A 25,598-nucleotide genomic window follows, 5' to 3' on the forward strand; every position below is an offset into this window, starting at 1 on the left:
CTGCAAAGTGCTCCGATCGTCGTACCGGCGTTCGGTGGGATTACGGGCGCTGTGGCCGCTGTCATTGTGAAATCCGTCCTCGCCTCATAAGGTGGTGCTATGGCAGGAAATTCCACTAGACTTCTTGCAATGGCCGCAGCTGTCGCGCTGGCAGGATGTTCCGTACAATATCCATTTGATGGCGCGCGATTTTGCTTTGCTTCAATGGACGAAGCGGACAAGTTAAAGAGCGTCCTGAACAGTGTTTCGAAAACACACGAGCTTTCTTTCGTAGATGATTCGATTGGCGTCAGGAAAGATCTTGTTATGCTTGAAAGTCCGCTTGCCGATCAGCCCATTATTTACCTTTTAATAGATGACGACGCTTGGTTTCCGGCGAGTGGTCCAATCATGATAAGTAACCTTGGCGCATCGTCGCCACGAGATGTTCGTGTCAGCTTTTTCCAAATGACTTCGTGGTTTGGCTCCAACGCAAAGACAGATGAAATTGCGAGCGATGTGAAAACCGCCCTTTCGAAGAACTGGACACTGGCAGGTTACACAGGTTCCAAACCTGAAGATGAAGCACCGCGGTGTTAGGGTCCGCTATCGGGTCGTAAGCAGACCTGATCTTACCGCGCTCATGCCTGCGGGAAACAAGCGCCGTCGCCGCAACCCGCCGCTCCTAGTCGCCTTGGAATTCCATCAGCGCCACCGGCTCTACCCCTGCGGCGCGCAAGCGATCGGCGCCGCCCAGAGCAGGCAAGTCGATCACGAACGCCGCCTGCGCGACGATGCCGCCCGCGCGGCGGATGAGTTCGGTGCCGGCAAGCGCCGTGCCGCCGGTGGCGATGAGATCGTCGACCAGAAGGATACGCGCGCCCGGCGCGCAGGCGTCCGCGTGCATCTCCACCCGGTCCTCACCGTATTCGAGCGCGTAGTTGACGCCGATCACTGCGCCGGGAAGCTTGTTGCGTTTCCGGATGAGCAGCACGCCCGCATTCAGGCGCGGCGCCAGTGCGGCGGCGAAGACGAAGCCGCGCGCCTCGATACCCGCAATGAGATCGAAGGGGCCGCTGACAGCCGCCGCCATCCTGTCGATGGTCGCCGCGAAGCCCGCAGGATCGAGCAGCAGCGTGGTGATGTCGCGAAACAGGATGCCGGGCTTGGGGTGATCGGGAATGGTGCGGACGAGCGCGCGGAGATCGGCGTTCGCGGTCATTTCATCACCCGGCCCGCCACGCCGCGCAGCCTCTCGACCGTCGGCTGCGGCCAGAGCGCAGGATCGGTGATGAGCGCGTGGTCGAGCGCATGGTCGCAGCCCTGCGGGCATGCGGACACGGGGCGCCATGCCGCCGCGATCGCAGCGACGAGAGCACTCGCGTTCGCGCTGTTGCCGTGCATGACCTCCAGAATATCCGCGACGTTGGCGCCTTCTTCCGCAGGGCGCCAGCTGTCGTAGTCGGTGACCATCGCGACGCTCGCGTAGCAAAGCTCCGCCTCGCGGGCGAGCGCGGCTTCGGGCATGTTGGTCATCCCGATCACATCGAAGCCCGCCGCGACATAGGCGCGCGATTCGGCGCGCGTTGAGAATTGCGGGCCTTCCATCGCGAGGTAGGTGCCGCCCGACACGAACGGGATGCCGAGCGTTTCCGCCGCCGCCGCAACCCGCGCGCCGAGCGGGCCGCACACCGGATCGGCGAGGCTGACGTGCGCGACGATGCCGTCGCCGAAGAACGACTTCGCCCGGCCGCGCGTGCGATCGACGAACTGATCGACGAGCACGAAGGTGCCGGGGCTGAGCGCTTCCTTGAAGGAGCCGCAGGCCGAGAGCGAGAGCACATGCGTGCAGCCCGCCGCCTTCAGCGCGGCGATGTTCGCGCGGTAGGGAACCTCGGACGGCGTCAGCCGGTGGCCGCGACCGTGGCGCGGCAGGAAGACGAGATCGACCTGCCCGAGCCGCCCGAACAGCAATTCGTCGGAAGGTGCGCCGAAGGGCGTTTCGACGGGGCGCTGCTCGACATCGGTGAGCGACCCCAGGGCATAGAGCCCGCTGCCGCCGATGATGCCGAGCTTGTCTCCCATCGCCCGGCCCCGTGCTAGTGCTTCAACCCGGCCCAGACCCGGCGGTAGCTCATGTAGGCGAGGCCGGTGAGGAAGAGCAGGAACACGATCACACCGACGCCTGCCCGCTTGCGCGATTCCATCTTCGGCTCGGCCGCCCAGGTGAGGAACGCCGCGACGTCCTGCGACATCTGATCGACGGTCGGTTCGGGCTGGCCTTCCGCGTATGTCACCTGGCCGTCGCTGAGCGGCGGCGCCATCGCGATGGCAAGGCTGTGGAAGTACGGGTTGTAGTGCAGCGGCGCTTCGGGGCGGCGATCCGCCGGGAAGTTCGCCGGAACGTCCGCATAGCCGCTGAGGAGCGAATAGAGGTAGTTCGAACCGTCGTGGCGCGCCTTGGTGATGAGCGAAAGATCGGGCGGCAGCGCGTTGTTGTTCGCGGCGCGCGCAGCGACTTCATTCGCATACACCAGCGGAATCTTGTCGGACGGGATTCCGGGACGCGTCGCGGCCTCGCCCGTGTCCGGGTTGATCATCGGCACTTCGATCACCCAGTTCTTGGCGATCGCCTTCACCTCGGGCTCCGAGAAGCCGATCTCGGCGAGGTTGCGGAATGCGATGCGGTTCAGGCTGTGGCAGGAGGCGCACACCTCTTTGTAAACCTGGAAACCGCGCTGCAGCTGAACGCGGTCGTAGGTGCCGAAGATGCCGGCCGACGACCATTTCACCTGCTTGGGGTCCTTGTGAAAGGCGTAGGTCGGATCGACCTCGACAGCCTCGCGCGGCGCGAGCGCCGCGAACAGCAGGACCGCGCAGAAAACGGCGCCGATAGCGATTCCGAAAAGACGAACCATGACGTCGTGTCCCTTATTCGGCCGGCTGCGCCGCGGTCGCGGCGGGCGTTTCATTTTTCTTGCTGAGCACCGCTTCGGCGATCGAGTTGGGCAGCGGCAGCGGCCGCTCGATGCGCGAGACGATCGGCAGGATGATGAGGAAGTGCGCGAAGTAGTACATCGACGCGATCTGGCTGATCCGCACGTAGGGCTCTTCCGCAGGCGCGCCGCCGACCCAGCCGAGAATGGCGAGATCGAGCATCAGCACCCAGAACAGCTGCTTGGAGACCGGCTTGTAGCGGTTCGACTTGACGTTCGAACCATCGAGCCACGGCAGGAAGAACAGCAGCAGGATCGCCGCGAACATCGCGAGCACGCCCCACAGTTTCGCCGGCAGGATGAAGTCGATCGTGAAGGCGCGCAGGATCGCGTAGAACGGCCAGAAATACCATTCGGGAACGATGTGCGCCGGAGTCGAGATCGGGTTCGCCGGGATGTAGTTGTCCGGGTGGCCGAGGAAATTCGGCAGGAAGAACACGAACACCGAGAAGGCGATCAGGTACACGCCCGCGCCGAACAAATCCTTCGAGGTGAAATACGGGTGGAACGGCAGCGTATCGGCCGGCCCCTTCACGTCGATGCCCGTCGGGTTGTTCGAACCCGGAATGTGCAGCGACCAGATCTTCAGGATGACGACGCCCGCGATCACGAACGGCAGCAGGTAGTGCAGGCTGAAGAAGCGGTTGAGCGTGGCGTTATCCACCGCGAAGCCGCCGAGCAGCAGCGTCACGATGCTCTCGCCGACCAGCGGAATGGCCGAGAACAGGTTGGTGATGACGGTCGCGCCCCAGAAGCTCATCTGGCCCCACGGCAGCACGTAGCCCATGAAACCCGTGGCCATCATGAGCAGCAGGATGACGACGCCCAGCATCCAGACCAGCTCGCGCGGCGCCTTGTAGCTGCCGTAGTAGAGCCCGCGGAAGATGTGGATGTAGACCACGATGAAGAAGAAGCTCGCCCCGTTGGCGTGCGCATAGCGCATCAGCCAGCCGTAGTTCACGTCGCGCATGATATGCTCGACCGAATCGAAGGCGACGAGCGTGTTCGCGCCGTAGTGCATCGCCAGCACGATGCCAGTGACGATCTGGATCAGCAGCGCGAGACCGGAGAGAACGCCGAAGTTCCAAAGGTAGTTGATGTTGCGCGGCACCGGATAGCCCGCGCCCACGCTGTTGTAGACGAGACGCGGCAGCGGCAGGCGCGAATCCAGCCACTGCATGAACGGGTTCTTCGGCTGATAATGGTTGGCCCAGGGAAAGCTCATCGCCGGTTATCCAATCTGAACGCGCGTGTCGGACATGAAGGCATACTCGGGCACCTCGAGGTTCGTCGGAGCCGGGCCTTTGCGGATGCGCGCCGCGGTGTCGTAGTGCGAACCGTGGCAGGGGCAGAAGTAGCCGCCGTAGTCGCCGCGATTCTCGCCTTCCGCCGCGCCGAGCGGGACGCAGCCGAGGTGCGTGCAGACGCCCAGCGTAATGAGCCAGTTCGCCTTGCCTTCCTTGGTCCGCTCGGCCAGCGTCTGCGGATCGCGCAGATCCGAAACGGGCACCTTGTTGGCCTCCGCGATCTCGACGGGGGTCAGGTTGCGCACGAACACGGGCTTGCCGCGCCAGTTGAGCTTGATCGCCTGCCCGACCGCGACCGGCGCGAGATCGACCTCGACCGAGGCGAGCGCCAGCACGTCGGCGGACGGATTCATCTGGTCAACGAGCGGCCATACGGCCGCCGCAGCGCCGACGCCGACAAAGGCGCCGGTTGCGACATGGATGAAGTCGCGGCGACGCACGCCTTCATCGGTGATCGGATGACCGGTGGTGTCTTCGACTGTCGTCATTCACTAACCCCGCGAGCGGGAGAAATTCGGGCATGCTCCGCCCGAACGCCCCCTTAGGTTCGATGCTTGCGGGCCTGATAGCCGCCGAGAGGCCCAAACCGCAATGGGCAAAATTGGCGCATTGCTGTCGCGGCGTGCCTGAGCTAGCGGACAGCGCCATGCGCATCGCCCTGTTCGAGCCCGATCTGCCGCCCAATGTCGGCACGCTGGTGCGGTTTGGCGCGTGTCTCGGCCTTGCCGTCGACATCATCCGCCCGTGCGGCTTTCCGCTGGGACGTGAGGCACTCCGCCGCAGTGCGATGGACTATTTCGACCTGGCCGATATCCATATCCATGCCGATTGGGCCGCGTTCCAGCGCGATGTGCCGGGCCGGCGCGTGCTGCTGACCACGAAAGCCTCGCAGCCGTTCCATGCCGCGCGCTATGAAGCGGAGGACGTCTTGCTGCTCGGGCGGGAATCGGCGGGCGTGCCGGATTTCGTGCACGACGCGGCGGCGCTGCGCGTGTGCATCCCCATGCGCGCCGGGCTGCGGTCGCTGAACGTCGCGCTCGCCGCCGCGATGGTGGCGGGCGAAGCGCTGAAACAGACAGGACTTTACCCGCGATGACGACCTTCGATGCCCGCCAGACCGCCGCCGCAGACTGGTTCCGAGACCTGCGCGACCGAATCTGCGCGGCGTTCGAGGCGATCGAGGACGATCTGGGCGGCGAGGCCGCGCCGGGCCGCTTCGAACGCAAGAGCTGGGACCGCGCGGACCACAGCGGCGCGGCGGGTGGCGGCGGCACGATGTCGGTGATGAAGGGCCGCGTGTTCGAGAAGGTCGGTGTCAACATCTCCACCGTCCACGGCGCGTTCGACCCGGAGTTCGCGAAAACCATTCCCGGCGCCGCAGACGACCCGCGCTTTTTCGCCGCAGGCATCAGCCTCGTCGCGCACATGGTGAATCCGCGTGTGCCGGCCGTTCACATGAACACGCGCTACCTCGTCACCACCAGGGCGTGGTTCGGCGGCGGGGCGGACCTCAATCCCCCGATTCCCGTGGAAGCGGACACCGCCGACTGGCACGCGGCGTTCCAAGCCTGCTGCGACCGGCACGATCCCGCATACTTCCCGCGCTTCAAGGCCTGGTGCGACGACTATTTCTTCATCAAGCACCGCGGTGTGTCGCGCGGCGTGGGCGGCATCTTCTACGACCAGCTCGCGAGCGGCGACTGGGATGCGGACTTCGCCTTCACGCGCGACGTGGGCGAAACCTTCCTGAACACCTATCCGAACCTCGTGCGCCGCCACATGCACGACGAATGGACGGCGGAAGACCGCGCGCGCCAGCTTGCCTACCGGGGGCTCTATACGGAGTTCAACCTCGTCTACGACCGCGGCACGCTGTTCGGGCTCAAGACCGGCGGCAACATCGACGCGATCCTGATGAGCCTGCCGCCCGTCGCGACCTGGAGCTAAGCGGCCAGCTGGCGGTAGATATTGGCCGACAGCACCGACACGAAGACGCTGAACACCGCGCCGACGATCGAAATCAGCAGTTCGGTGGGGAACGACGGATCTTCGGGGCTGCCGCCTGTCGCGGCAAGCCCGAGCGCACCGACGAGGCCGCTCAGAATCGCGAAGATCAGCACGAAAATCGCAAAAATCGCGAAGATGCGCCCGACATTTCCCGCCGTCAGCGCCCAGCTGCGGCGCAGCGCATCGACCGCGCGCGCATCTTCGGAAATGATGATGGCGGCCAGCAGCGACAGACGCAGCGCGACATAAACGGCAATCGCCGTGAGCAGAAGCAGCAGCACCGACGCCCCGGCCGACGCCTGCGCCCCGATCGACGTGTAGAAGACCGCGACGGGCATGAAGACGACGAGCACCGCGAGACTGGCAAGGATGATTCGCGGCGCCAGACGGGCCGCGCGGCGTATCGCTCCGCCCGGGTCGATACCGGGAAACAGCACCAGCAGCACGATCGCGGCCTGCCCGATCACACCGATCAGCCCGCCGACAGCCTGCGCGATCTGCGCATTCTGATCGCCGAGCGCATTCGCATCCGCAAAGCGCGCAATGAGCAGCGACGGCATGAACACGAACGCAGCCGCGGGCAGCGCGAACTCGCCGAAGCGGCGCTGCACGTCAGAGACCGTATCGGTCCAGGCCTTGCCGATCATCAGCGCCACGCATCACCCCCTTGAAAAATCGCCGTTTCAGGCGGCGTGCTGAACGCCCTTCTCGGCGAGCAGTTCGTGGAGTTCGCCCGATTCGAACATCTCCATCATGATGTCGCTGCCGCCCACGAATTCACCCTTCACGTAAAGCTGGGGAACCGTCGGCCAGTCGCTGAACACCTTAATGCCCTGGCGCAGCTCGGCGTCCTGCAGAACGTCGGCGCTGTCGTATTCGACGCCGAGATGCTCCAGAATCGCGATGGCGCGGCTGGAAAAGCCGCACTGCGGAAACAGCGGCGTGCCCTTCATGAACAGCACCACGTCGCTGCCGTTCACCTTCTCGGCGATTCGCGTGTTGATATCGGTCATGTCTTGCTCCTCGTCCGGTTCAGGCCGGAACCTCGGTGGTCAGCTGCAAGGCGTGCAGTTCGCCGCCCATGCGGCCGCCGAGCGCCGCATAGACCATCTGGTGCTGGCGAACGCGCGTCACGCCCCGGAATGTCTCCGAAACCACGCGCGCCGCATAATGGTCGCCGTCCCCGGCAAGGTCGGTGATCTCGACCACGGCGTCCGGCAGCGCCGCCCGGATCATGCCCTCGATCGCGCCTGCATCCATCGGCATGGCGGCGTCCTCAGACTTCTTCGATGAACTGGCGGCGCGCCTCGACGAGCTTGTCTTCCATCGCGCGGCGCACTTCGTGCTCGGTGACCTCGACGCCTTTGGCGGTGAGATCTCCGTAGACCTTGCGGAACACGTCGTCGTCGCCAACTTCCTCGAAGTCGGCGGCCACAACCTCGCGTGCGTAGGCATCCGCCTCGGCCGTCGTCAGGCCCAGCTTTTCCGCCGCCCAGTTGCCGAGCAAGCGGTTGCGCCGCGCCGTGACCTTGAACTGCAGCTCGGCATCGCGCGCGAAGCGGTTCTCGAAAGCCTTCTCGCGGTCGTTGAGATTGGTCATGAGGGGCGTCTGTCCTTCCTTGGCTGACGAGCCGGGTTGTCGGGGCTTAGATAGAGGCGCACCGTGCCCGGTTCAACTGCAAGCCGCATGCGTGATGGTTGAAGCTTTTACGGCCCGACCTCGGGCGTCCTTGCATTGTCAGCCCCGCAGCCTTCCGCTATGGCGGGTGGTGTGTTTCCCCGCCTCGGGCGCGCGCCGATCCAGGTGCGAACCGGGGCGGTGCTTTTTCAAGACCCCGAATCGAGAAGGTCCGCCGATGTCCCGCCGCCGCCAGATCTATGAAGGCAAGGCCAAAATTCTGTACGAGGGGCCGGAACCCGGCACCATCATCCAGTATTTCAAGGACGACGCGACCGCGTTCAACGCCCAGAAAAAGGGCACGATCAGCGGCAAGGGCGTACTCAACAACCGGATATCCGAGCATATCTTCACGCTTCTCGGGCAGATCGGCATTCCCACGCACTTCATCCGCCGCCTCAACATGCGCGAGCAGCTGGTGCGGCAGGTCGAGATCATCCCGGTCGAGGTGGTGATCCGCAACGTCGCCGCCGGTTCGATCTCGAAGCGGCTCGGCATCGAGGAAGGCACGGCGCTGCCCCGCACCATTCTTGAATATTACTACAAGGACGACGCGCTCGGCGATCCGATGATCACCGACGAGCACATCGCGTGCTTCGGCTGGGCGAGCCAGGAAGAGATGCACGACGTCGCCGACATGGCGATCCGCATCAACGACTTCATGTGCGGCCTGTTTGCGGGCGTCGGCATTCGCCTGATCGACTTCAAGCTGGAATTCGGCCGTCTTTGGGACGGCGACTACAGCCGTGTCATTCTTGCCGACGAGATCAGCCCCGACGGCTGCCGCCTGTGGGACAGCACCACGAACGAAAAGCTGGACAAGGACCGTTTCCGCCAGGATCTGGGCGGCGAGGTGGAAGCCTATCAGGAAGTCGCCCGCCGCTTCGGCCTGCTGCCGGAAGGCTCGGTCTCCACCGTCCTCGACCTCGACGAGCACCGCAAGGCGCGCGGCAAGAAAGACAGCTGACGCCCTGACCTTTCAGGGGGTTCAGCGGCGTTTAGCGCGCTTCTTCTTGACCTGATAGCCGCAGATGATGCCGAACAGGAACGCGCAGAACAGCGCGATGTGCAGGTTCGTGCCGCGCATCTGGCCGAGGACATCCTCGTAGTAGACGAACAGCGCCACGAACATGGAGGCGGCGATAAGGCCCATCAGCCGTCCTTTCTCCATGCGGATATGATGCCGAACAGAAACGAGGCGACAAGCGTAAGCTGAACTTCCTGATCGTGCGTCAGCCACGGAAAGATGGAACCGCCGACGAACGTCTCGGCGGTTGCGAACAGCAGCACGAACAAGGCAATGGCAAGATAGTCCACGCGCCCCAGACCCCGAACTGAAAATGACCCGACGCTCATCATAGGCGCACAGGCTTAACAAAACCCTCATCTGCGCCCGCACACGCCCTATTTGGGCGTTGCGGCGCGGCGCGCGGAGCGTCATAAGGCGCGCCATGAAGGCCAAAGTCTATGTCACGCTGAAAAACGGCGTCCTCGATCCTCAGGGCAAGGCGATCAGCCATGCGCTCGAATCCCTCGGCTTCGATGAAGCCCGGGATGTGCGGCAGGGCAAGTTCATTGAGCTGGAGCTTGCCGACGGCACCAGCGAAGCGCGCATCGAGGAGATGTGCCGCAAGCTGCTCGCCAACACCGTGATCGAGAACTACCGGATCGAGATCGCCTGAGATGAAGAGCGCGGTCATCGTCTTCCCGGGCAGCAACTGCGATCGCGACATGGCGGTCGCCCTGCGCGAAACGACGGGACGCGCGCCCGCGATGGTCTGGCACCGCGAAACCGAACTGCCGGATGTCGATGTGATCGCGCTGCCCGGCGGCTTCTCCTACGGCGACTATCTGCGCACGGGCGCCATTTCCGCGCAATCGCCGATCATGGCCGCCGTGAAACAGGCCGCCGCGCAGGGCCGCTTCGTGCTTGGCGTCTGCAACGGCTTCCAGGTTCTTACCGAAACCGGCCTGCTGCCGGGCGCGCTGATGCGCAACGCCGGCCTGGACTTCGTCTGCCGCGACGTGCCGCTGACGGTGGAGAACGCACAAACGGCGTTCACGTCGGCTTACAAGGCGGGCGAGACGATCCGCATTCCGGTTGCGCACCACGACGGCAATTATTTTGCCGACGCCGCCACGCTCGACCGGCTCGAGGGCGAAGGCCGCATCGTCTTCCGCTACGGCGAAGACGTGAACGGGGCGCAGCGCCGCATCGCGGGCATCGTCAACGAAACCGGCAAAGTGCTCGGCATGATGCCGCACCCGGAACGCGCCATCGAGGCCGTGCAGGGCGGAACCGACGGCCGCCGCCTGTTCGAAGGCCTTGTGCAGGCGTTCGTCGCCGCGTGAGCGGAGCGGGCAATATGGCCGGCCCGCTGATGATTTTCGGCAGTCCGCGGTCCGGCACGACCTGGGTCGGCTCGCTGTTCGATTCGCACCCCCGTACGCTTTACCTCCACGAGCCGGACGTCATCGAGAAGGAGCCCCGGCTTCCGTTCGTTCCCTACGGAGAGCTGCCGACCGATATCGACCGGATCACGCGCGACTATTTCGAGCGGCTGGCGCATAATCGTTCGCTGCGCAGCGTTCACACGCCGACGCTGTTTCCCAAGACCTACCGCAGCGGTATCGCCGATCAGGCGCGCGCCGCGATCGTGCGGGTGATGCGTGCGGTCGATGCCGTGCTTCCGGCCGTCGGTCGCAGCCGCAGTCTGCAGGTTCCCGACTTCACCGCCGAGGGCGACGCCCCGTTTCTAGTGATGAAATCGGTTGATTCGATTCCCCGCCTGCCCGTGTTCGCCCGCGCGCTGCCCGGCGTCAAATTCATCTACATCGTGCGTCATCCGTGCGGCGTCGTCTCTTCGAAGCGGCGCGGCGCGGAACTCGGCAAGATGGGATCAGCGACGCTCTATTCGGATGTTCTGGCCTTGCCGCCCGCCCGCGCCGCCGGGCTCGACAAGGCTCGCGCCGACGCCATGACCGATATCGAGAAGCTGGCGTGGGATTGGCTTATCACCAACGAATGGGTTTACAGCGAGGTCGCCGCGCTCCCCAACGTCTATACGCTGGTCTACGATCGGCTTGCCGCCGATCTCGACACTGAATCGGTGCTGCTCTTCGATTGGGTGGGCCTCGACCGGCCGGCGCAGGTGCAAGCCTACTTCGATCGCCTGCGCGGCATCGACGGCACCGGCGACCGCTATTTCAGCCTCAATCAGAACCCCGCCAAGTCGGCATCCAAGTGGCGACAGGAATTGAACGCCGAGGCACAGGAAACGGTCGGTTCAATCGTCGCGGGTTCCGCTGTCGGCAAGCTGTTCGGCTACTGATCCGTCTCACACTGCGTCATGGCCCCACTGGCGCTCTATGCGTCCGTCGATGTGCCGCACCGCGACCCAGTCCCCGCCCGCGAGCGTATCGTCTTCGATCAGATCGATGACGGCGTCGGCGATGTCTTCCGGCTGGCACATGGCGTTTCCCGCCAGGATCGGCGCCATCCACGGCGCATAATCGCCGTCTGCCCCGGTCTTCCTGAGGATCGGGGTGTTGGTGAGGCCGGGGAGGACGCCCGCAACGCGTACGTTCCAGTCTGCCTTCAGCGGCGCGCAGCAGCGCGTGAACATCATCACGCCCGCCTTGGCCGTCGCATAAAGCGCATCGCTGAACCCCGTGCCGAGCGCGACGGTCGATACCGTGTTGATGATGACGCCGCCGCCGCGCACGCGCATGGCCTGCGCGGCAAGCTGCGTGGCGATCACGAGCGACGACAGGTTCACGTCGATCATCCGCCGCAGTCCGCGCACGTCTGCCTCGGGAAACTGCGGCGCGCCTGAAACAATGCCGGCGTTGTTGAACAGGATGTCGCAGCCGCCCCGCGCCATCAGGCTGCCGAACCAGCGTTCCACGGCAAAGAGATCGGAAAGTTCGAGGCGCACGGTGTCGGCAGCGGCCCCTGCGGCGCGCACGCGCGCCTCGGTTTCGGCCATGCCCTCCGCGTCCACATCAACAATAAGGATGCGGGCCGCGCCCTTCCGGGCCAGCTGCACCGCCGCAGCCTGCCCGATTCCCGCCGCGCCGCCCGTGACGATCGCCGTCTTGCCCCTGATCTCCACGCAATTCTCCCCGTTTCGCCCCCGGTCCGCCATCGGATTTGACAACGGCGGCAATATACATAGATATCTAAGTAAATGCGAAAGCATATTGGGAGGGAAAACTATTGGCGGACGCGGCAGCGCCAGCTCCAGAGCCACCGATCACGGAGGCCAAGCTCGCAAGACAGCGCCTCGTCGCGCTGTGGATGCTCACGATCATCGGCACGATCAACTTCATCGACCGGCAGATCCTTTCGGTCCTGATCGAGCCGATCCGCGCCGAGATGCAGTTCACCGATACCCAGTTCGGACTGCTGACGGGGCTCGCCTTCGCGCTCTTCTACGCCATCGTCGGCCTGCCGATCGCGATGATCGCGGACCGCTGGCACCGGATCCGCCTGATCGCCGTATCGTGCTTCGTGTGGAGCGGCTTCACCGCGCTCTGCGGCATGGCGAACTCGTTCGGTCAGCTCGCGGCGGCGCGGTTCGGTGTCGGGATCGGCGAGGCGGGCGGCACCGCGCCCTCACTGTCGGTGCTTGCCGACTATTATCCGCCCGAAAGGCGCCCGCTCATCATCGGCATCTTCACGGCGAACGGCCCGCTCGGCGTGTTCATCGGCGCGACGTTCGGCGCGTGGGCCGCAGTGCATATCGGCTGGCGCGGCGCGTTCTTCGCGGTTGGAATCATCGGCCTCGTCGCGGCGCCGCTTCTGCTGCTGCTCGTGCGCGAACCGGCACGCGGGCGCTCCGATGCCCCCCATGCGGACACCGCCGCCCCGTCGTTCAAGGCGAGCATGACATTGTTCTTCCGGCACCGCAGCCTTCGCCTGCTGCTCTTCGCGAGCGGCCTCGCCGCCTTCGTCAGCTACGGGATGCTGAACTGGATACCGGCCTTCCTGATGCGCACGCAGGGCATGCCTCTTGAATCGCTTGCCGTATGGTTCGGTCCGGCGGCGGGGTTTTCGATGGCACTGGGCATCTGGGGCGGCGGCGCGCTTGTGAACCGGGCCGCGCGAACGAGCGCGCGCGCCTATGCGCTTATTCCCTGCGCCGCGACGGTGGTGATGATCCCCACGTTCATCGCAGCGCTGCTGGCACCGGGCTGGGAATGGTCGCTGGCGCTGATGATCGTGCCGATGATCTGCTGCACGATCTATGTCGCGCCCGCGATCGCGCTCGTTCAGAACCTCACGCCGCCGCGCGCCCGCGCGACGGCGGCGGCGATCCTGCTGCTGGTGTTCAATCTGGTCGGGCTGGGCGGCGGGCCGCTGTTCATCGGCATGATTTCCGACGCCGTCACGCCGACGATGGGGACCGAAAGCCTGCGCATCGCGCTGCTCTGCGTGATGCCCGCCGCCGCAATCGCCGCAATCGCCCAGTTCGCCGTCTCGCGTGCCGTGGCCGAGGATTTCAGAACGATGCAGGCATGAAGGATATCGCGGGCAAAACCGCGTTCATCACGGGCGGCGGCAGCGGCATCGGGCTGGCAATGGCCCGTGCCCTCGCGCGCGAGGGCGCCCGCATCGTGATCGCCGACATCGACGAGGGACGGCTTCAGGCGGGCGCCGACACGCTCGCCGCCGACGGGGCGGAGGTACTGCCGGTTCGGCTCGACGTCACCGATCCGGCATCCTGGACCGCCGCGAAAACCCGGACCGATGCGTTCGGGCCGGTCAGCATCCTGTGCAGCAACGCCGGTGTCGGCGGCGGCAGCGGCGTCTTCGAAACCTACGACCCGGCCGTGTGGCGCTGGAACTACGCCGTCAATGCCGACGCGCATCTTCACGCCTGCCGCACGTTTCTGGGCGACATGAAGACGCGCGGGGACGCGGCGCACCTGGTCATCACCGTTTCGATGGTCGCCATCGTGCCGCCGCCGATTTCGGCCGCTTACATAAGCTCCAAATATGCCGCGCTCGGCATCGGCATGGCGCTGAGGAACGAGCTTGCGGGCACGAACGTGGGCATTTCGGTGCTCTGCCCCGGCATGGCCGCCACCGCGATCGTCGAGACGACGCGCGCGCTCCGCCCGGCTCTGCGCGAAGCGGGCGATGCTGCAGCGACCTCGCAGGCGATGCAGGCCGTGCTCGCGGGCGGTATGCCGCCCGGACCGATCGGCGACCATGTCGTCCGCGCGGTCCGCGCCGGGGAGTTCTTCATCTTCACGCATCCCGAATGGAAACCGCTCGTGGAGCGGGAGCATGCGATGATGCTCGCGGCCTTCGGCGCTTCGGCGGATCCGCGCTACGCAGGCGACGACATCGAGGCCGTGGTCGCCGCCAACCGCCGAACACCACATCCTCAGGAGACCGGCCAATGACCGACGATGACATGCGCACGCTCGCCAAGCACTTCTTCGACGCCGTGGAACGGGGCGACGTGGCGACGCTCCGCAGCTTTTATTCCGACGATGCCCGCATCTGGCACAACACCGACGAGGCCGAGCAGACAGCCGATGAAAACGCCGAGGCGCTTTCGGGCTTCACAAAACGCATTACCGACCGCGTTTATGCGGACCGCCGCGTGAATATATATTCTCCGGCGGGTTCGTGCAGCAGCACACGCTCTACGGCACCCGGCAGGACGGCGAGCGCCTGACGCTGCCCGCGTGCATGGTCTGCCGGGTCGAGAACGGGAAGATCACGCGGCTCGACGAATATTTCGATTCGGCGCGGGTCGCCGAATTCCGCAAGTTCGCTATCTGAGCGGGCATAACCGTCAATTTAGTTGACGATTATGCCCGCATATGGTAGTCATGCAAAAGAAATCAGGAGGATCGACATGTCCACCGACACCACTGCACCGTTCGAGTTTCGCGGCGTCAATCATCTGGCGCTGGTCTGCAAGGATATGGCGCGCACTGTCGAATTCTACCGCGATATCCTGGGGATGCCGCTTCTCAAGACGCTCGATCTGCCCGGTAACCGGGGCCAGCACTTCTTCTTCGATATCGGCAACGGCGACAGCCTGGCCTTCTTCTGGTTCCCCGATGCGCCCGAAGCCGCGCCCGGTATCGCCGCACCGGCAGCACTTCCGACGCAGGGTTCGTTCATGTCCGCGCACGGATCGATGAACCACATCGCCTTCAACATCCCCGCAGAGCGCTTCGACGAGTATTACGAGCGGCTGAAGGAAAAGGGCGTCAGCGTCACCAAGGTGCTGAACCACGATGATTCCGAAACGCAATCGTCCGACACGCTGCACAAGGGCGTCTATGTGCGCTCGGTCTATTTCTTCGATCCCGACGGCGTCTGCCTCGAATTCGCGGCCTGGACGCATGAGGGCTTCACCGAAGCGGATCTCGCGCACGATCCGGCGCGTGCGGACGGCAGCCGTGCGAAAGGCATGATCGTCGCGGCGGCGCGCAATGATGAAGAGGTGATGGTTCCGGCGGAGTAAGCGCCGCCCGCGTCAGCCGACCGCCCGGCCCCGACCTTCCCAGTACGGTCGGCGCAGTTCGCGCCGCAGCACCTTCCCCGCCGCGTTGCGGGGCAGCGTTTCCACGATATCGACGCTCTTGGGCACCTTGTAGCCCGCGATACGGCTGCGCGCCCACGCGATCACGTCCTCTGCGGCAGGCGGGGCGCCGTTCGCCACGACCAGCGCCTTCACCGCTTCGCCCCAGCGCGCATCGGGCACGCCGATGACGGCGACGTCGGCAACGCCGGGACAGCCCAGGATCGCGTTTTCCACCTCCGCCGGATAGACGTTCTCGCCGCCCGATACGATCATGTCCTTGATGCGGTCGTGGACATAGAAATAGCCGTGTTCATCGGCATATCCGGCATCGCCCGTGTGCAGCCATCCCCCCGCCAGCGTCTCCGACGTCGCTTCGGGGCGGTTCCAGTAGCCCTTCATCACGATATCGCCGCGTATGGCGATCTCGCCGATCTCGCCGGGGGCAAGACTTGCGCCGTCCGGGCCGAGAATCGCGACCTCCACATCGGGCCAGGGCCGGCCGCACGATTTGAGCCGCTCCGAAACCTCATGCCCGGCGGGCGAGAGATAGGAGCCTGCTCCGGTCGTTTCGGTCATCCCGTAGAATTGCACGAAACCGCAGCCGAACGCGGCGCGGGCGCGCACGAGCACATCCTCGGCGATCGGCGAGGCGCCGTAGGCGATGGTCTGCAGCGCATCGAAGCGCGCCGCCGACATCGCCGCCGTCTGCAGCATCATCCGGATCATCGCGGGCGCGAGGAAGGTGTGCGACACGCTTTCCCGCTGCATCATTTCCACGGCAGCATCGGCGTCGAAATCGCGGACGAGAACGAGGCGGCATCCCTGCGCCAATCCCGCTAAGCTGACGTTCGTGCCCGCCACGTGGAACAGCGGCATCACGATCATCACGGTTTCGGATTCGCTATAGGAGAAGCCGTCCACCTTCGCCGCCATTTCCATGAAGCGCCGATAGTTGCGGTTGCCGAGCACGACGCCCTTCGGCCGCCCCGTGGTGCCGCTGGTGTAGAGTTGCAGCACATCGTCGTCGGCTTCGGGCGCACCGGGAAGCGCAGCTCTTCCGCCGTTTTCCAGCCAGACGTTGAACGGTTCGAAACTGAAGTGTGCGCCGTGGAGCGCGATGAGCCGAGGCGGATCGGCAAGGCCCGCGATCGCCTCCAGCGCGGTTTCGAAAAGCCCCTCACCCACGAACAGCAGCTTCGGCGCGGCGTCGCCGATGATGAAGGCGATCTCCCCCGCAACGAGTCGGCAGTTGACCGGCGTGAGGCAGGCGCGGGCGCGGGCGGCCCCGAAGAACAGCGGATACCAGGCGTCGTGGTTGCGGGTCAGCACCGCCACACGGTCGCCGGGCGCTATGCCGCTCGCGACGAGCGCCCGCGCCACGGCGGCCTGCCGCTCCGCAAGCTGCGCGAACGTCGTCTCGCGCGCGCCGAACAGGACCGCGACCTCGCCGCCCCGCGCCTTCGCCTGCGCAGCCGGGATGTCGGACAGGCAGCGGATGGCTTCCAGATCGATCATCGTCCCCCCCTCGTTCTTGTTAATACTAAGAATACTAACTAATACGGGGATTATAAACAATCCGGAGCGACTCCACCCGTGTTCAAACACCCTATCCTGCCGACCACGATTGTCGGCAGCTATCCGCAGCCGGACTGGCTGATCGACCGCGAGCGCCTGAAGAAAAGCCTGCCCCCGCGCGTGCGCGCCGCAGAGCTGTGGCGGGTGTCGGAGCCGTGGCTGGCGGACGCGCAGGAGCACGCGACACTGATGGCGATTCGCGATCAGGAGGAGCTGGGCATCGACATCGTCGGCGACGGCGAGATGCGGCGCGAAAGCTATTCGAACCGACTGGCGACGGCGCTGTCGGGCATCGACACCGACACGCATGGCACCGCCATCGATCGCACCGGCAAGGCCAATCCCGTGCCGCGCGTCACCGGCCCCATCCGCCGCCTTTCGCCGATCGAATCGCAGGACGCCGCCTTTCTGAAGCGCCATGCGCGCGGGCCGGTGAAGCTCACCCTGCCCGGCCCGTTCACGATGACGCAGCAGGCGCAGAACGATCATTACCCGACAAGCGAAGCGCTCGCGATGGACTATGCGCACGCGGTGAACGCGGAAATTCGCGACCTGTTCGCCGCCGGGGTCGATGTCGTGCAGCTCGACGAGCCCTATCTTCAGGCCCGCGCCGACGCCGCGCAGGACTATGCGCTCGCCGCCATCGACCGCGCGCTCGAAGGCGTCGAAGGCATGACCGCGCTCCACATCTGCTTCGGCTACGCGCTTGTCCACGGCAGCCATGTCGCGAAACCCAAGGCCTACGACTTCCTCGCCGAACTCAACCGTTCGCGCGTCGACGTGATCTCGATCGAGGCTGCGCAGCCGCGCCTCGACCCGGCGATCCTCGCGGAGCTTCCCGACAAGATCATCATGTACGGCGTGCTCGATCTTGCCGACCCTGCCGTGGAAACGCCCGAGACGGTCGCCGCGCGCATCCGCGATGCGCTGCGCTATGTCTCCACCGACCGACTGTGGATCGCACCCGATTGCGGCATGAAATACCATTCGCGCGAACTCGCACAGGCAAAGCTGCGCGCGATGGTGGAGGGTACGGCGATCGTGCGGCGGGAACTGGGGGCCTGAGGCTTCAGGCTTCGGCCAGCCAGAGCGCGATCGTGTCCGATACGGCTTTTGGAGCTTCGAGCGTCAAAAGGTGCCCGATACCCGGCAGCACGTCGAAGCGGGCGTTCGGGATGCCTGCCGCCAACTCGTCCTGGTGCGCGCGCGTGGTGATGCCGTCGGCGTCGCCCCAGAGGATCAGCGTCGGCACGCGGATTTGCTCGAGCGAAGGGCGGCTGTCGGCGCGGCTCATGATCGCGCGCTGCTGGCGCAGGAACGTCTCCGCGCCCGTCTCCGCCGCCATGCGCCGCACGGCATCGACGAGCGCCGGGTCTTCACTCCGCGCGGGCGAAAGCAGCATCGGGATGCGCTCTTGCGCCACCTGCTGAAAGTGCCCTGCCTCGACGAGATCGATATAGCCCTGCCGCCGCGCGGTCTGCGCCGGGCCGTCGGCGGGCGCGAGCGTCGCGAGCAAGGCCAGCCGCGCCACGCGCTCCGGCGCCTGCCGCATCACTTCGAACGCGGTGAACCCGCCCATCGCATGCGCGGCGAGCGCGAAGCGCGGGGGCGCGGCATCGAGCAGCCGCTGCGCCATGCCCGCGATCGTCTCATCCTGCGTATGATCCGCGACGATCACCTCGCGCTCGGCCGACCATGCCGCGATCTGCGGCGCCCAGACCTCTCGCGTGAGAAGCTGCCCGCAGGCAAGCACGACGGGAAGCGGATCAGACATCAGACAACCCTGTTCAACAGCGGCTCGCCTGCAGCGAGCCTTCGGACATTCTCTTGGGCGATCGCGAGGCAGCGCCCCAGCGTCTCGGGCGTCAGCCAGGCGATGTGCGGGCTGAGGACCACCTGAGGCAGCGCGAACAGGGGGTTGTCCGCCCCCGCCGGTTCGGCCGCGAACACATCGAGCCCGGCGCCGCGCAGATGCCCGGCGCGCAGCGCATCGGCGAGCGCGGCCTCATCGACGAGCTCGCCGCGCGCCGTGTTGATGAGGATCGCGCCCGGCTTCATCGCCGCGATCGTGCCGCGCCCGATCATACCCTGCGTCTCTTCGGTGAGCGGCGCGTGGAGCGACACGACATCGGCCTCTGCCAGCAGATCGGCGAGCGGGAGATACGCATAAGGGACATCGGCCTTGGCTGCGCGCGCCGTATAGACGACACGCGCGCCGAGCGCTTCGAGCGCGCGCGCCAGCCGCGCGGCGGTGTTGCCGAAGCCGACCAGCCCCACGGTGCGGCCCGCGATCTCGCCGACGCCGTCGAGCACGGCGGAGTCCGCCTCCCAGCCCCGCCCCGCGCGCGTCATCGCATCGAAATACGGCGTGCGGCGCAGCACCGACAGGAGCAGCGCCAGAGCCATTTCGGCGACGGCCTGCGCATTGACGCCGGGCATGTTGCACACCGCGACGCCCGCGTCTTTCGCAGCATCAAGCGCGATCGTATTGACGCCCACGCCGAGCTTCTGAACGAGCTTCAGCTTCGGCGCGGCGGCGATATGATAGGGCCGCACCGGTGTCAGCACGTGGAGCAGCACCTCCGTATCCGCCATCTCGCGCCGGAAACCCGCGTCATCGGCTTCATCGACAATGGTAATGCCGCTGCCGAAGACAGCGTCCACCTGCGCGCGAAACCCCGCGCTCGGGCGCGCGTGGAGCAGGATCTTCACGTCATCAGCCTCGCCGCCACAGGCGCCGCGAAGGCGGATGCGCCCGCGAAGACCGCATCGCCGCCCATCGCCTCCTCGATGCGCAGCACCTCGTTCCACTTCGCCATGCGCTCCGATCGCGTGAACGAACCGACCTTGAGCTGGCCCGCATCCCACCCCACGGAAAGGTGCGCGATGGTCACGTCCTCGGTTTCGCCCGAGCGCGCCGAAACGATCGTGCCCCAGCCCTTCGCGCGCGCCGCATCGAGCGCCGCCTTCGCCTCCGTCACCGTGCCGACCTGATTGACCTTGATGAGAGCGGCGTTGCACGCGCCGTGTGCGGCGGCGATTTCGACACGCGCGGCGTTTGTGACCAACACATCGTCGCCGATGATCTGCACGCTGTCTCCGATGCGCGCAGTGACGTTCGCCATCGCGGCGAAATCGTCCTGCCCGGCGGGGTCTTCGATCGACAGGATCGGGTATTGCTTCGCCCAGCCCACGACGAGGTCCGCCATCGCCTCGCCCGACAGGCGATGCCCATCGAGCGCGAGGCGATAACCGCTTGCATCGCCAAGCTCGTTCGCGGCGATATCGAGCGAGATGAACACGTCCTCGCCGGGGCGGAAGCCCGCAGTCTCGATCGCCTTCGTCAGCGTACCGAGGGCATCTTCATTGGACTCGAAATTGGGCCACCAGCCGCCCTCGTCGGCAACGCCCGCTATCGCGCCTTTCGCCGCCATCAGCCGCCCGGCCGCGCGGTAGACCGCGTCGGTGATCTCCAGCGCGCGGCGGAACGAACCCGCATGGGGCGCCATCACCATGAAATCCTGCACGTCGGTGCGCCGCCCGGCGTGCGCGCCGCCGCCGAAGATCTGAATTTCGGGAAGCGGAATCCGCACCGGCCTGCCGCCCGAAAGCCAGCGCCACACCGGTTCGCCCGCTGCTGCGGCCGCCGCGTGCAGCACCGCCATCGACACGGCGACGAGCGCGTTGGCGCCGATCTCCCCCCGGTTCGGCGACGCATCGAGCGCGACGAGCGCAGCATCGACCGCCGCCTGATCCGCAGCATCGCGCCCGACGAGCGCAGGCGCGACCTTGCCGACGATATTGGCGACGGCGCGCGCGACGCCCATGCCGCCGAACGCCTCGCCGCCGTCGCGCAGGTCGATCGCCTCGTGCGCGCCGCGCGACGCGCCCGCAGGCGCTATGGCCCTGCCGATCACGCCGCCCGCAAGCACCACCTCCGCCTCCACGGTCGGGCGGCCGCGCGAATCCCAGAGCTGGCGGCCCTTGATGCCGATGATTTCGCTGTTCATTCCCGTCCTTCCCGCCATGCGGCGATAATCTGTTCGAGGTCTGTGCCGGACTCTGCATCAGGGCCGGCAAGCAGAGCCTTCGCCCGGCTTCGGATTTCAATCCGGTCCGCATCATCGGTGAGGTACGGCGCGGGCGATTTGCCGTCGACGCGCGCGAGGAGCAGCGCGGCCGTGAGCGCGCCCGCACGCTGCATGAACGCGTCCGCATCTTCCCAGTCGATGCCCGCGCGGTAGGCCGCCGCCATTGCTGCGGCAGATGCCGTCAGCCGCGCTGCGTTCGGCTTCAGCCACACCGCCTTCAGCAGCAGGTGCGTGGTGCAGAACGCGAGGTCGAACGCCGGGTCGCCGTACACCGCGCATTCGGCATCGAGAAATACCGGGCCGCCCGGCCCGACGAGAATATTCTTCGGGCTGACATCACCGTGAACGAGCGCGACGTGCCGCGCTTCGAGATCGTCCGCGAGCGTCTGCAGCCGCTGCGCGACGTCCGCGTGATGCTGCGCAACATAAAGCAGGAAGGGCTCCACCCGCAGCGCATGGAACAGCGCGCCCGTATCGAAGTCACGGGCAATCGCGGGATCGTTCGCGGTCGCCGCGTGAATGCCGACGAGCGCGGCGCCGACCTTTGCGGCAAACGCCGGATCGACGCGCCCGGCGATCATCTCGTCCTTCCAGACCGGATGCTGCGCCGGTTCCAGAAAGCCCATCGCGAACAGATGCGCTTCGGGCACCTCCGCCAGGATCGCGGGCACGATATCGGGGGCCAGCGCGCCAACACGCCGCAGCCAGCGCACCTCGCTTTCGGCGCGCTCGACCGGCGCGAACCAGTCCGCCTCGACGCGAAGCTTGGGAAGCGCGCGCTTCACCGCGAAGCTGCCCTTCGCCGTATCAACGCGCCACACGTCGCAGGAAACGCCGCCCGACAGCGCCGTCATCTCCGGCGTCTCTCCCGGCGCGACGAGGCCGCTAGCGCGCAGGTGTTCGATGACCGTTTCGTCCCGCACTGCGCGCCATCCCCTTCAGAGCTTTTCGCGAATCCAGCCCGCCATCAGGTCTGCGGCATCGTCGCGGTGCTTCGTCGAGTCCTCGAAATAGTGCGCGCCGGGAAGCATCTCCAGCCGCTTGTCAGCCGATCCGATGAAATCGAAGATTTTCTTCGCGTCGCTCGGGAAGACGCCCGTATCCGCCGAGCCCTGCACGACGAGCGCGGGCATATCGAACTTGCTGAGGTGCGGCTGCCCCATGCACTTCGAGGTTTCGAGGCTCCACATCGACAGCCACGTCTTGATCGTATTGAAGCGGCCGATGCTCGGTGAGCGGTTGGCGACCGCAGGATCGCCGCGATAGCACTGGCCGGGGGCGCGGTCGGAGGGGTCGATCGCCGGGTCCATGAAGCGCAGGTCTCCCCACACACGGAACAGCGGGAACAGGCGGTCGGGAATGCCCGCAGCGTTGAGGCGCGCAAGCTCGGCCTTCGCCCAGTCGGTGATGCGCTGGTTGCGCGCGCGCTGCGCGGCCCGGTAGCGGTCGATGAATTCGGCCGAATACGGAGGCCCGTTGTCGGGGTTGAAGGGATCGAGCGCCGGATCGGTCGCCACCGGATCGGTCTCGTCGATCACCGAGGCGTCCATCCAGTCGGTGAGCACCTCGGGGCGGCCCTGATGCGCGTTGAGCGAAATGTAGAGGTCCGCGCCCGGCAGGTTCGCAAGCACGTCGTGGCCCGCGCCGGTGAGCGCGGTGTGCATCGTCGGCTTTATCGCCTCGGCGAGATAGGCGCCCATCAGCGAGCCGCCGCCCGAATTTCCGAGGATGACGATCCGCTCCACGCCCGCCTCTTCGCGCAGCCAGCGCATGCCGACGCTGATATCGATGAGCGCGTGCTCCAGCAGGAACTGGTCTTCAAAGCCGCGATAGCGCGTGTTCCACCCAAGGAAGCCGAAGCCGCGCCGCGCGAAATAGGGCGCGATATAATGCTCGGCGAAATCGACATTGTAGTGCACGGCGATCACCGCAACCTTCGGCCGCGCGCCCTTCGCCGTCCAGTAGATGCCCTGGCACGGATGCCCCCCCGCCTGGATGCGCGGCGCGGTGGCCGATGCGCGGCCGATGAAGACGGCATCGAGCCCTTCGCTACCGTTCGGGTCCATCATCTCTCCCCCTTCGATAAATTACTTAGCTATCGAAGTATATACCGCGCATCTCCGGCGGGTCCAGCCCCTCATCGCTCCGCGCTCGAGAATGGCAGCGAATAGCCTTCGAGCCGTGTGCGCAGGATTTTCTTGTCGACCTTGCCCGTGGGACCGAGCGGGATTTCATCGACGATCAGCACGTCGTCGGGCACCCACCATTTCGCGACCTTGCCGTCGAGCCAAGTGAGGAATTCGCTGCCGTCGGACGCCTCGCCGTCCTTGAGTTGCACGAGCAGGATCGGCCGCTCGTCCCACTTGGGATGCGTGACGCCGATCACCGCCGCGTACTGCGCCTTCGGGTGGCCCACGACGATGTTTTCGATATCGATCGAGGAAATCCATTCACCGCCGGATTTCACGATGTCCTTCGCGCGGTCGGTGATCTGAACGTAGCCGCGCGCGTCGATCGTGGAGACGTCGCCGGTGTCAAAAAAGCCTTCGCTGTCGAGCACATTGCCGCCCGCGCCCGCGTAGTAGCCGCTTGCGACGGTCGCGCCCTTGACCTTGAGCCGCCCCGGCGTGCGCCCGTCGTGCGGAAGGCGGTTGCCGTCATCATCGGTGAGCTTCAGTTCGATGCCGCAGAGCGCCCGCCCCTGCTTCAGCTTGTGCGCGATCTGTGCGTCCTCATCCATCGCCGCGACTTCGGCGGTGGGGACGGAGATGGTGGCGAGCGGCGACGTTTCGGTCATGCCCCAGCCCTGGATCACATCGACACCGTAGTCGCGGAACGCGCGGATGATCGATTCCGGGCACGCCGAACCGCCGATCGTGGCGCGTTCCAGCGTCGTGAAGCGTGCGCCCGTCGTCTGCACATGCTGGAGCAGCGCCTGCCACACCGTCGGCACCCCGCCCGCATAAGTGACCCCTTCGCTTTCGATCAGTTCGTAAAGCGAGGCGCCGTCGAGATTCTGCCCCGGTAGCACGAGCTTCGCGCCCGCCGCCGGCGCCGCATAAACGACGCCCCACGCATTGGCGTGATACATCGGCACCACGAGCAAGGCCGTATCGCGCGCCGAAAGCGCCAGCGCATCACGCTGCAACGCCATCAGCGCGTGGAGGTAGTTGGAACGGTGCGCATAGAGCACGCCCTTGGGATTTCCGGTCGTCCCCGACGTGTAGCAAAGCCCGCACGCAGTGCGTTCATCGAAATCGCCCCATTGAAAATCGGCGGATTCGCCTGCGATCCAGTCGTCGAAGGCGATCGCTTCGAAATCGGCCGCAGGCAGACCCGCGCGGTCGCAGAGGAAAACCACCAGTTCGATCGACGGCACGCTTGCAAGCAGCGCCGGGATCAGCGCCGCGCACGCCGGATCGGCGATCAGCACGCGGTCTTCGGCTTCCCCCGCGATATAGGCGAGCTGTTCGGGGAACAGGCGGGGGTTGAGCGTGTGGCAGACCGCGCCCATCCCCGCGATCCCGTACCATGCCGCAAGGTGCCGCGCGCCGTTCCAGCCGAGCGTCGCGACCCGGTCGCCGAGCCTGATCCCGGCGCGCGCCAGCGCATTCGACACGCGCTTGGCATCGGCATGCACCTGCGCATAGCTGCTGCGCGTGACAAGCCCCTGCGCATCGCGCGAAACGATCTCGCGCGCGCCGTGCCACGCGGCGGCGTGGTCCAGCAGGCGGTCAACCGTAAGCGGCCAGTCCTGCATCAATCCCAGCATCAATATCCTCCCCGGATTTTGTTTATCGATTCAACATGCCTAGTAATCTAAGCATAAAGGCCGAACAAGAATGTACGGCGCTGCGCGCCTGTGCAACCGCTCTGCCTTCCGCTATCCCGACCAAGAGATCAACGTCCGGCGGGCACAATGCGCGACAACCAGCTCATCATGCACCTGTTCCAGCGCTTCTGCTGGCTCGACGACGGGCTGCAGGCGCGCCTGCACGATCGCGGCTGGCCCGATGTCAGCCGCGCGCAATCGATGGTGATGGTGAACGTCCTCAGCGGCTTCGTGCGCCCCGCCGAGATCGCGCGTCGCATGGGCGTTTCGCGCCAGGCGATCCACACGACGATCGCGCAGCTGGTCGAAATCGGCATCCTGACGCTGGAGCCCGATCCGCACGACAAGCGGCAGCGCCGCGTCGCCGTGACGGCGTACGGCGCGCGCATGCGCAGCGACGCGCAGCAGGCGATGGATGCCGTGTCCGCCGCCGTGAAGAATGCGATCGGCGCGGCCAGCTATGATGCGTTGCTCAGCGCGCTGGAAGCGGATTGGGGCCCGGTGCCCACGGGCCGCCCGCCGGGTTGACGCGTGTCCGGGCAAATGGTTAGGTTTCGAAGTATTTTTATCGGAACCGGTG

The 25,598-nt window shown here is 65.9% G+C and carries 33 protein-coding genes; 14 read left to right on the forward strand and 19 right to left on the reverse strand.

The genetic code is table 11. The features are described from left to right. The first annotated feature begins 129 nt into the window (after positions 1 to 129). Positions 130 to 579 (forward strand): hypothetical protein, encoded by a 450-nt coding sequence (locus tag GGQ98_RS11615; RefSeq protein WP_184069660.1) that lies wholly within the window; start codon positions 130 to 132, stop codon positions 577 to 579. A gap of 85 nt (positions 580 to 664) precedes the next feature. Here the strand turns inward: GGQ98_RS11615 and GGQ98_RS11620 are convergent, their stop codons facing one another. Genes GGQ98_RS11620 through petA form a run of 5 tightly spaced genes read right to left on the reverse strand, consistent with a single transcriptional unit; the run spans position 665 to position 4,770 of the window. Then, positions 665 to 1,201, reverse strand: coding sequence for an adenine phosphoribosyltransferase (locus tag GGQ98_RS11620; protein ID WP_184069662.1), 537 nt, complete (start codon positions 1,199 to 1,201; stop codon positions 665 to 667). Beyond that, on the reverse strand, positions 1,198 to 2,064 hold the full coding sequence (gene mtnP / locus GGQ98_RS11625; RefSeq protein WP_184069665.1) for an S-methyl-5'-thioadenosine phosphorylase: 867 nt from the start codon (positions 2,062 to 2,064) through the stop codon (positions 1,198 to 1,200). Before mtnP ends, GGQ98_RS11620 begins: the two co-directional genes overlap by 4 nt. A 14-nt stretch (positions 2,065 to 2,078) precedes the next feature. Further along, positions 2,079 to 2,897: a cytochrome c1 gene (locus tag GGQ98_RS11630; RefSeq protein ID WP_184069667.1), complete on the reverse strand. Its 819-nt coding sequence runs from the start codon at positions 2,895 to 2,897 to the stop codon at positions 2,079 to 2,081. Positions 2,898 to 2,910: 13 nt separating this feature from the next. After that, entirely contained in the window at positions 2,911 to 4,200 is a 1,290-nt protein-coding gene (locus tag GGQ98_RS11635; RefSeq protein ID WP_184069669.1) for a cytochrome b, read from the reverse strand. 6 nt (positions 4,201 to 4,206) lie between these two features. Then, positions 4,207 to 4,770 (reverse strand): ubiquinol-cytochrome c reductase iron-sulfur subunit, encoded by a 564-nt coding sequence (petA, locus tag GGQ98_RS11640; RefSeq protein WP_184069671.1) that lies wholly within the window; start codon positions 4,768 to 4,770, stop codon positions 4,207 to 4,209. Between the two features lie 158 nt (positions 4,771 to 4,928). On the opposite strand from petA, the gene GGQ98_RS11645 reads away from it, so the two are divergent. Beyond that, positions 4,929 to 5,378 carry a tRNA (cytidine(34)-2'-O)-methyltransferase gene (locus GGQ98_RS11645; protein WP_184069673.1) on the forward strand — a complete coding sequence of 150 codons (450 nt, stop codon included), beginning with the start codon at positions 4,929 to 4,931 and terminating at the stop codon, positions 5,376 to 5,378. Beyond that, positions 5,375 to 6,229, forward strand: a complete 855-nt coding sequence (gene hemF / locus GGQ98_RS11650) for an oxygen-dependent coproporphyrinogen oxidase (RefSeq protein ID WP_184069675.1) — start codon at positions 5,375 to 5,377, stop codon at positions 6,227 to 6,229. The genes GGQ98_RS11645 and hemF overlap by 4 nt, the downstream gene beginning before the upstream one ends. On the opposite strand, the gene GGQ98_RS11655 is transcribed toward hemF, so the two are convergent. The 4 genes from GGQ98_RS11655 to GGQ98_RS11670 are packed head-to-tail and all read right to left on the reverse strand — an operon-like array spanning position 6,226 to position 7,889. Continuing rightward, positions 6,226 to 6,936, reverse strand: a complete 711-nt coding sequence (locus tag GGQ98_RS11655) for a DUF7847 domain-containing protein (protein WP_243451849.1) — start codon at positions 6,934 to 6,936, stop codon at positions 6,226 to 6,228. The genes hemF and GGQ98_RS11655 overlap by 4 nt on opposite strands. 36 nt (positions 6,937 to 6,972) lie before the next feature. After that, entirely contained in the window at positions 6,973 to 7,302 is a 330-nt protein-coding gene (gene grxD / locus GGQ98_RS11660; protein WP_184069679.1) for a Grx4 family monothiol glutaredoxin, read from the reverse strand. Positions 7,303 to 7,321: 19 nt separating this feature from the next. Next, entirely contained in the window at positions 7,322 to 7,555 is a 234-nt protein-coding gene (locus tag GGQ98_RS11665) for a BolA family protein (protein ID WP_184069681.1), read from the reverse strand. A gap of 10 nt (positions 7,556 to 7,565) precedes the next feature. Then, positions 7,566 to 7,889: a DUF1476 domain-containing protein gene (locus GGQ98_RS11670; RefSeq protein WP_184069683.1), complete on the reverse strand. Its 324-nt coding sequence runs from the start codon at positions 7,887 to 7,889 to the stop codon at positions 7,566 to 7,568. A gap of 256 nt (positions 7,890 to 8,145) precedes the next feature. Here GGQ98_RS11670 and purC point away from each other — a divergent pair, with 256 nt between their 5' ends. Beyond that, complete coding sequence (gene purC, locus GGQ98_RS11675) at positions 8,146 to 8,934, forward strand: phosphoribosylaminoimidazolesuccinocarboxamide synthase (RefSeq protein WP_184069684.1); 789 nt, start codon at positions 8,146 to 8,148, stop codon at positions 8,932 to 8,934. A 21-nt stretch (positions 8,935 to 8,955) separates the two neighbouring features. On the opposite strand, the gene GGQ98_RS11680 is transcribed toward purC, so the two are convergent. Further along, positions 8,956 to 9,120, reverse strand: coding sequence for a hypothetical protein (locus GGQ98_RS11680; protein WP_184069686.1), 165 nt, complete (start codon positions 9,118 to 9,120; stop codon positions 8,956 to 8,958). Then, on the reverse strand, positions 9,120 to 9,284 hold the full coding sequence (locus tag GGQ98_RS11685; protein WP_184069688.1) for a hypothetical protein: 165 nt from the start codon (positions 9,282 to 9,284) through the stop codon (positions 9,120 to 9,122). The genes GGQ98_RS11680 and GGQ98_RS11685 overlap by 1 nt, the downstream gene beginning before the upstream one ends. Positions 9,285 to 9,418: 134 nt before the next feature. On the opposite strand from GGQ98_RS11685, the gene purS reads away from it, so the two are divergent. Genes purS through GGQ98_RS11700 form a run of 3 tightly spaced genes read left to right on the forward strand, consistent with a single transcriptional unit; the run spans position 9,419 to position 11,299 of the window. Next, the gene (gene purS, locus GGQ98_RS11690; protein WP_184069690.1) at positions 9,419 to 9,649 is read left to right on the forward strand and encodes a phosphoribosylformylglycinamidine synthase subunit PurS; all 231 of its coding nucleotides are present in this window, start codon (positions 9,419 to 9,421) and stop codon (positions 9,647 to 9,649) included. A 1-nt stretch (position 9,650) separates the two neighbouring features. Beyond that, positions 9,651 to 10,319 (forward strand): phosphoribosylformylglycinamidine synthase subunit PurQ, encoded by a 669-nt coding sequence (gene purQ, locus GGQ98_RS11695; RefSeq protein WP_184069691.1) that lies wholly within the window; start codon positions 9,651 to 9,653, stop codon positions 10,317 to 10,319. A gap of 14 nt (positions 10,320 to 10,333) precedes the next feature. Then, entirely contained in the window at positions 10,334 to 11,299 is a 966-nt protein-coding gene (locus tag GGQ98_RS11700) for a sulfotransferase (RefSeq protein WP_184069693.1), read from the forward strand. Between the two features lie 6 nt (positions 11,300 to 11,305). Here GGQ98_RS11700 and GGQ98_RS11705 read toward each other — a convergent pair whose 3' ends face one another. Further along, on the reverse strand, positions 11,306 to 12,082 hold the full coding sequence (locus GGQ98_RS11705; protein ID WP_184069695.1) for an SDR family NAD(P)-dependent oxidoreductase: 777 nt from the start codon (positions 12,080 to 12,082) through the stop codon (positions 11,306 to 11,308). 104 nt (positions 12,083 to 12,186) lie between these two features. Here GGQ98_RS11705 and GGQ98_RS11710 point away from each other — a divergent pair, with 104 nt between their 5' ends. The 5 genes from GGQ98_RS11710 (at position 12,187) to GGQ98_RS11725 (ending at position 15,460) form a co-directional block, all read left to right on the forward strand. Continuing rightward, positions 12,187 to 13,491, forward strand: a complete 1,305-nt coding sequence (locus GGQ98_RS11710; protein WP_184069697.1) for a spinster family MFS transporter — start codon at positions 12,187 to 12,189, stop codon at positions 13,489 to 13,491. Continuing rightward, the gene (locus GGQ98_RS11715; RefSeq protein ID WP_184069699.1) at positions 13,488 to 14,381 is read left to right on the forward strand and encodes an SDR family NAD(P)-dependent oxidoreductase; all 894 of its coding nucleotides are present in this window, start codon (positions 13,488 to 13,490) and stop codon (positions 14,379 to 14,381) included. Before GGQ98_RS11710 ends, GGQ98_RS11715 begins: the two co-directional genes overlap by 4 nt. Next, entirely contained in the window at positions 14,378 to 14,659 is a 282-nt protein-coding gene (locus GGQ98_RS11720) for a DUF4440 domain-containing protein (protein WP_207791375.1), read from the forward strand. The genes GGQ98_RS11715 and GGQ98_RS11720 overlap by 4 nt, the downstream gene beginning before the upstream one ends. Then, positions 14,611 to 14,766, forward strand: coding sequence for a nuclear transport factor 2 family protein (locus tag GGQ98_RS18155; protein ID WP_207791376.1), 156 nt, complete (start codon positions 14,611 to 14,613; stop codon positions 14,764 to 14,766). Before GGQ98_RS11720 ends, GGQ98_RS18155 begins: the two co-directional genes overlap by 49 nt. A gap of 76 nt (positions 14,767 to 14,842) precedes the next feature. After that, positions 14,843 to 15,460: a VOC family protein gene (locus GGQ98_RS11725; RefSeq protein WP_184069702.1), complete on the forward strand. Its 618-nt coding sequence runs from the start codon at positions 14,843 to 14,845 to the stop codon at positions 15,458 to 15,460. A 12-nt stretch (positions 15,461 to 15,472) separates the two neighbouring features. Here GGQ98_RS11725 and GGQ98_RS11730 read toward each other — a convergent pair whose 3' ends face one another. Continuing rightward, positions 15,473 to 17,035 carry a long-chain-fatty-acid--CoA ligase gene (locus GGQ98_RS11730; protein ID WP_184069704.1) on the reverse strand — a complete coding sequence of 521 codons (1,563 nt, stop codon included), beginning with the start codon at positions 17,033 to 17,035 and terminating at the stop codon, positions 15,473 to 15,475. A 78-nt stretch (positions 17,036 to 17,113) separates the two neighbouring features. Here GGQ98_RS11730 and GGQ98_RS11735 point away from each other — a divergent pair, with 78 nt between their 5' ends. After that, positions 17,114 to 18,160 (forward strand): 5-methyltetrahydropteroyltriglutamate--homocysteine methyltransferase, encoded by a 1,047-nt coding sequence (locus GGQ98_RS11735; RefSeq protein WP_184069706.1) that lies wholly within the window; start codon positions 17,114 to 17,116, stop codon positions 18,158 to 18,160. 4 nt (positions 18,161 to 18,164) lie between these two features. Here the strand turns inward: GGQ98_RS11735 and GGQ98_RS11740 are convergent, their stop codons facing one another. The 6 genes from GGQ98_RS11740 to GGQ98_RS11765 form a co-directional block, all read right to left on the reverse strand. Further along, positions 18,165 to 18,869, reverse strand: coding sequence for an alpha/beta fold hydrolase (locus tag GGQ98_RS11740; protein ID WP_184069708.1), 705 nt, complete (start codon positions 18,867 to 18,869; stop codon positions 18,165 to 18,167). After that, positions 18,869 to 19,807 (reverse strand): NAD(P)-dependent oxidoreductase, encoded by a 939-nt coding sequence (locus tag GGQ98_RS11745; RefSeq protein WP_341534201.1) that lies wholly within the window; start codon positions 19,805 to 19,807, stop codon positions 18,869 to 18,871. Before GGQ98_RS11745 ends, GGQ98_RS11740 begins: the two co-directional genes overlap by 1 nt. Continuing rightward, complete coding sequence (gene eno / locus GGQ98_RS11750; protein ID WP_184069710.1) at positions 19,804 to 21,105, reverse strand: phosphopyruvate hydratase; 1,302 nt, start codon at positions 21,103 to 21,105, stop codon at positions 19,804 to 19,806. The genes GGQ98_RS11745 and eno overlap by 4 nt, the downstream gene beginning before the upstream one ends. Next, a complete protein-coding gene (locus tag GGQ98_RS11755) occupies positions 21,102 to 22,109 on the reverse strand; it encodes a phosphotransferase family protein (protein ID WP_341534202.1) in 1,008 nt (335 codons plus the stop codon). The genes eno and GGQ98_RS11755 overlap by 4 nt, the downstream gene beginning before the upstream one ends. Positions 22,110 to 22,124: 15 nt before the next feature. Beyond that, a complete protein-coding gene (locus GGQ98_RS11760; RefSeq protein ID WP_184069712.1) occupies positions 22,125 to 23,252 on the reverse strand; it encodes an alpha/beta hydrolase in 1,128 nt (375 codons plus the stop codon). Between the two features lie 71 nt (positions 23,253 to 23,323). Further along, the gene (locus GGQ98_RS11765; RefSeq protein ID WP_184069714.1) at positions 23,324 to 24,958 is read right to left on the reverse strand and encodes a long-chain-fatty-acid--CoA ligase; all 1,635 of its coding nucleotides are present in this window, start codon (positions 24,956 to 24,958) and stop codon (positions 23,324 to 23,326) included. Between the two features lie 147 nt (positions 24,959 to 25,105). On the opposite strand from GGQ98_RS11765, the gene GGQ98_RS11770 reads away from it, so the two are divergent. Continuing rightward, entirely contained in the window at positions 25,106 to 25,546 is a 441-nt protein-coding gene (locus GGQ98_RS11770; protein ID WP_184069716.1) for a MarR family winged helix-turn-helix transcriptional regulator, read from the forward strand. The last annotated feature ends 52 nt before the right edge of the window (positions 25,547 to 25,598 follow it).

The sequence above is a fragment of the Sphingosinicella soli genome, from assembly GCF_014199685.1.
GTDB lineage: Bacteria > Pseudomonadota > Alphaproteobacteria > Sphingomonadales > Sphingomonadaceae > Sphingosinicella > Sphingosinicella soli.

Bases quoted from the DNA above. Each gene is read 5' to 3' on its own strand.
- GGQ98_RS11615 (WP_184069660.1), top strand. From the start codon at position 130: ATGGCCGCAGCTGTCGCGCTGGCAGGATGTTCCGTACAATATCCATTT.
- GGQ98_RS11620 (WP_184069662.1), bottom strand. From the start codon at position 1,201: ATGACCGCGAACGCCGATCTCCGCGCGCTCGTCCGCACCATTCCCGAT.
- mtnP (WP_184069665.1), bottom strand. From the start codon at position 2,064: ATGGGAGACAAGCTCGGCATCATCGGCGGCAGCGGGCTCTATGCCCTG.
- GGQ98_RS11630 (WP_184069667.1), bottom strand. From the start codon at position 2,897: ATGGTTCGTCTTTTCGGAATCGCTATCGGCGCCGTTTTCTGCGCGGTC.
- GGQ98_RS11635 (WP_184069669.1), bottom strand. From the start codon at position 4,200: ATGAGCTTTCCCTGGGCCAACCATTATCAGCCGAAGAACCCGTTCATG.
- petA (WP_184069671.1), bottom strand. From the start codon at position 4,770: ATGACGACAGTCGAAGACACCACCGGTCATCCGATCACCGATGAAGGC.
- GGQ98_RS11645 (WP_184069673.1), top strand. From the start codon at position 4,929: ATGCGCATCGCCCTGTTCGAGCCCGATCTGCCGCCCAATGTCGGCACG.
- hemF (WP_184069675.1), top strand. From the start codon at position 5,375: ATGACGACCTTCGATGCCCGCCAGACCGCCGCCGCAGACTGGTTCCGA.
- GGQ98_RS11655 (WP_243451849.1), bottom strand. From the start codon at position 6,936: ATGATCGGCAAGGCCTGGACCGATACGGTCTCTGACGTGCAGCGCCGC.
- grxD (WP_184069679.1), bottom strand. From the start codon at position 7,302: ATGACCGATATCAACACGCGAATCGCCGAGAAGGTGAACGGCAGCGAC.
- GGQ98_RS11665 (WP_184069681.1), bottom strand. From the start codon at position 7,555: ATGCCGATGGATGCAGGCGCGATCGAGGGCATGATCCGGGCGGCGCTG.
- GGQ98_RS11670 (WP_184069683.1), bottom strand. From the start codon at position 7,889: ATGACCAATCTCAACGACCGCGAGAAGGCTTTCGAGAACCGCTTCGCG.
- purC (WP_184069684.1), top strand. From the start codon at position 8,146: ATGTCCCGCCGCCGCCAGATCTATGAAGGCAAGGCCAAAATTCTGTAC.
- GGQ98_RS11680 (WP_184069686.1), bottom strand. From the start codon at position 9,120: ATGGGCCTTATCGCCGCCTCCATGTTCGTGGCGCTGTTCGTCTACTAC.
- purS (WP_184069690.1), top strand. From the start codon at position 9,419: ATGAAGGCCAAAGTCTATGTCACGCTGAAAAACGGCGTCCTCGATCCT.
- purQ (WP_184069691.1), top strand. From the start codon at position 9,651: ATGAAGAGCGCGGTCATCGTCTTCCCGGGCAGCAACTGCGATCGCGAC.
- GGQ98_RS11700 (WP_184069693.1), top strand. From the start codon at position 10,334: ATGGCCGGCCCGCTGATGATTTTCGGCAGTCCGCGGTCCGGCACGACC.
- GGQ98_RS11715 (WP_184069699.1), top strand. From the start codon at position 13,488: ATGAAGGATATCGCGGGCAAAACCGCGTTCATCACGGGCGGCGGCAGC.
- GGQ98_RS11720 (WP_207791375.1), top strand. From the start codon at position 14,378: ATGACCGACGATGACATGCGCACGCTCGCCAAGCACTTCTTCGACGCC.
- GGQ98_RS11725 (WP_184069702.1), top strand. From the start codon at position 14,843: ATGTCCACCGACACCACTGCACCGTTCGAGTTTCGCGGCGTCAATCAT.
- GGQ98_RS11730 (WP_184069704.1), bottom strand. From the start codon at position 17,035: ATGATCGATCTGGAAGCCATCCGCTGCCTGTCCGACATCCCGGCTGCG.
- GGQ98_RS11740 (WP_184069708.1), bottom strand. From the start codon at position 18,869: ATGTCTGATCCGCTTCCCGTCGTGCTTGCCTGCGGGCAGCTTCTCACG.
- eno (WP_184069710.1), bottom strand. From the start codon at position 21,105: ATGAACAGCGAAATCATCGGCATCAAGGGCCGCCAGCTCTGGGATTCG.
- GGQ98_RS11760 (WP_184069712.1), bottom strand. From the start codon at position 23,252: ATGGACCCGAACGGTAGCGAAGGGCTCGATGCCGTCTTCATCGGCCGC.
- GGQ98_RS11765 (WP_184069714.1), bottom strand. From the start codon at position 24,958: ATGCTGGGATTGATGCAGGACTGGCCGCTTACGGTTGACCGCCTGCTG.
- GGQ98_RS11770 (WP_184069716.1), top strand. From the start codon at position 25,106: ATGCGCGACAACCAGCTCATCATGCACCTGTTCCAGCGCTTCTGCTGG.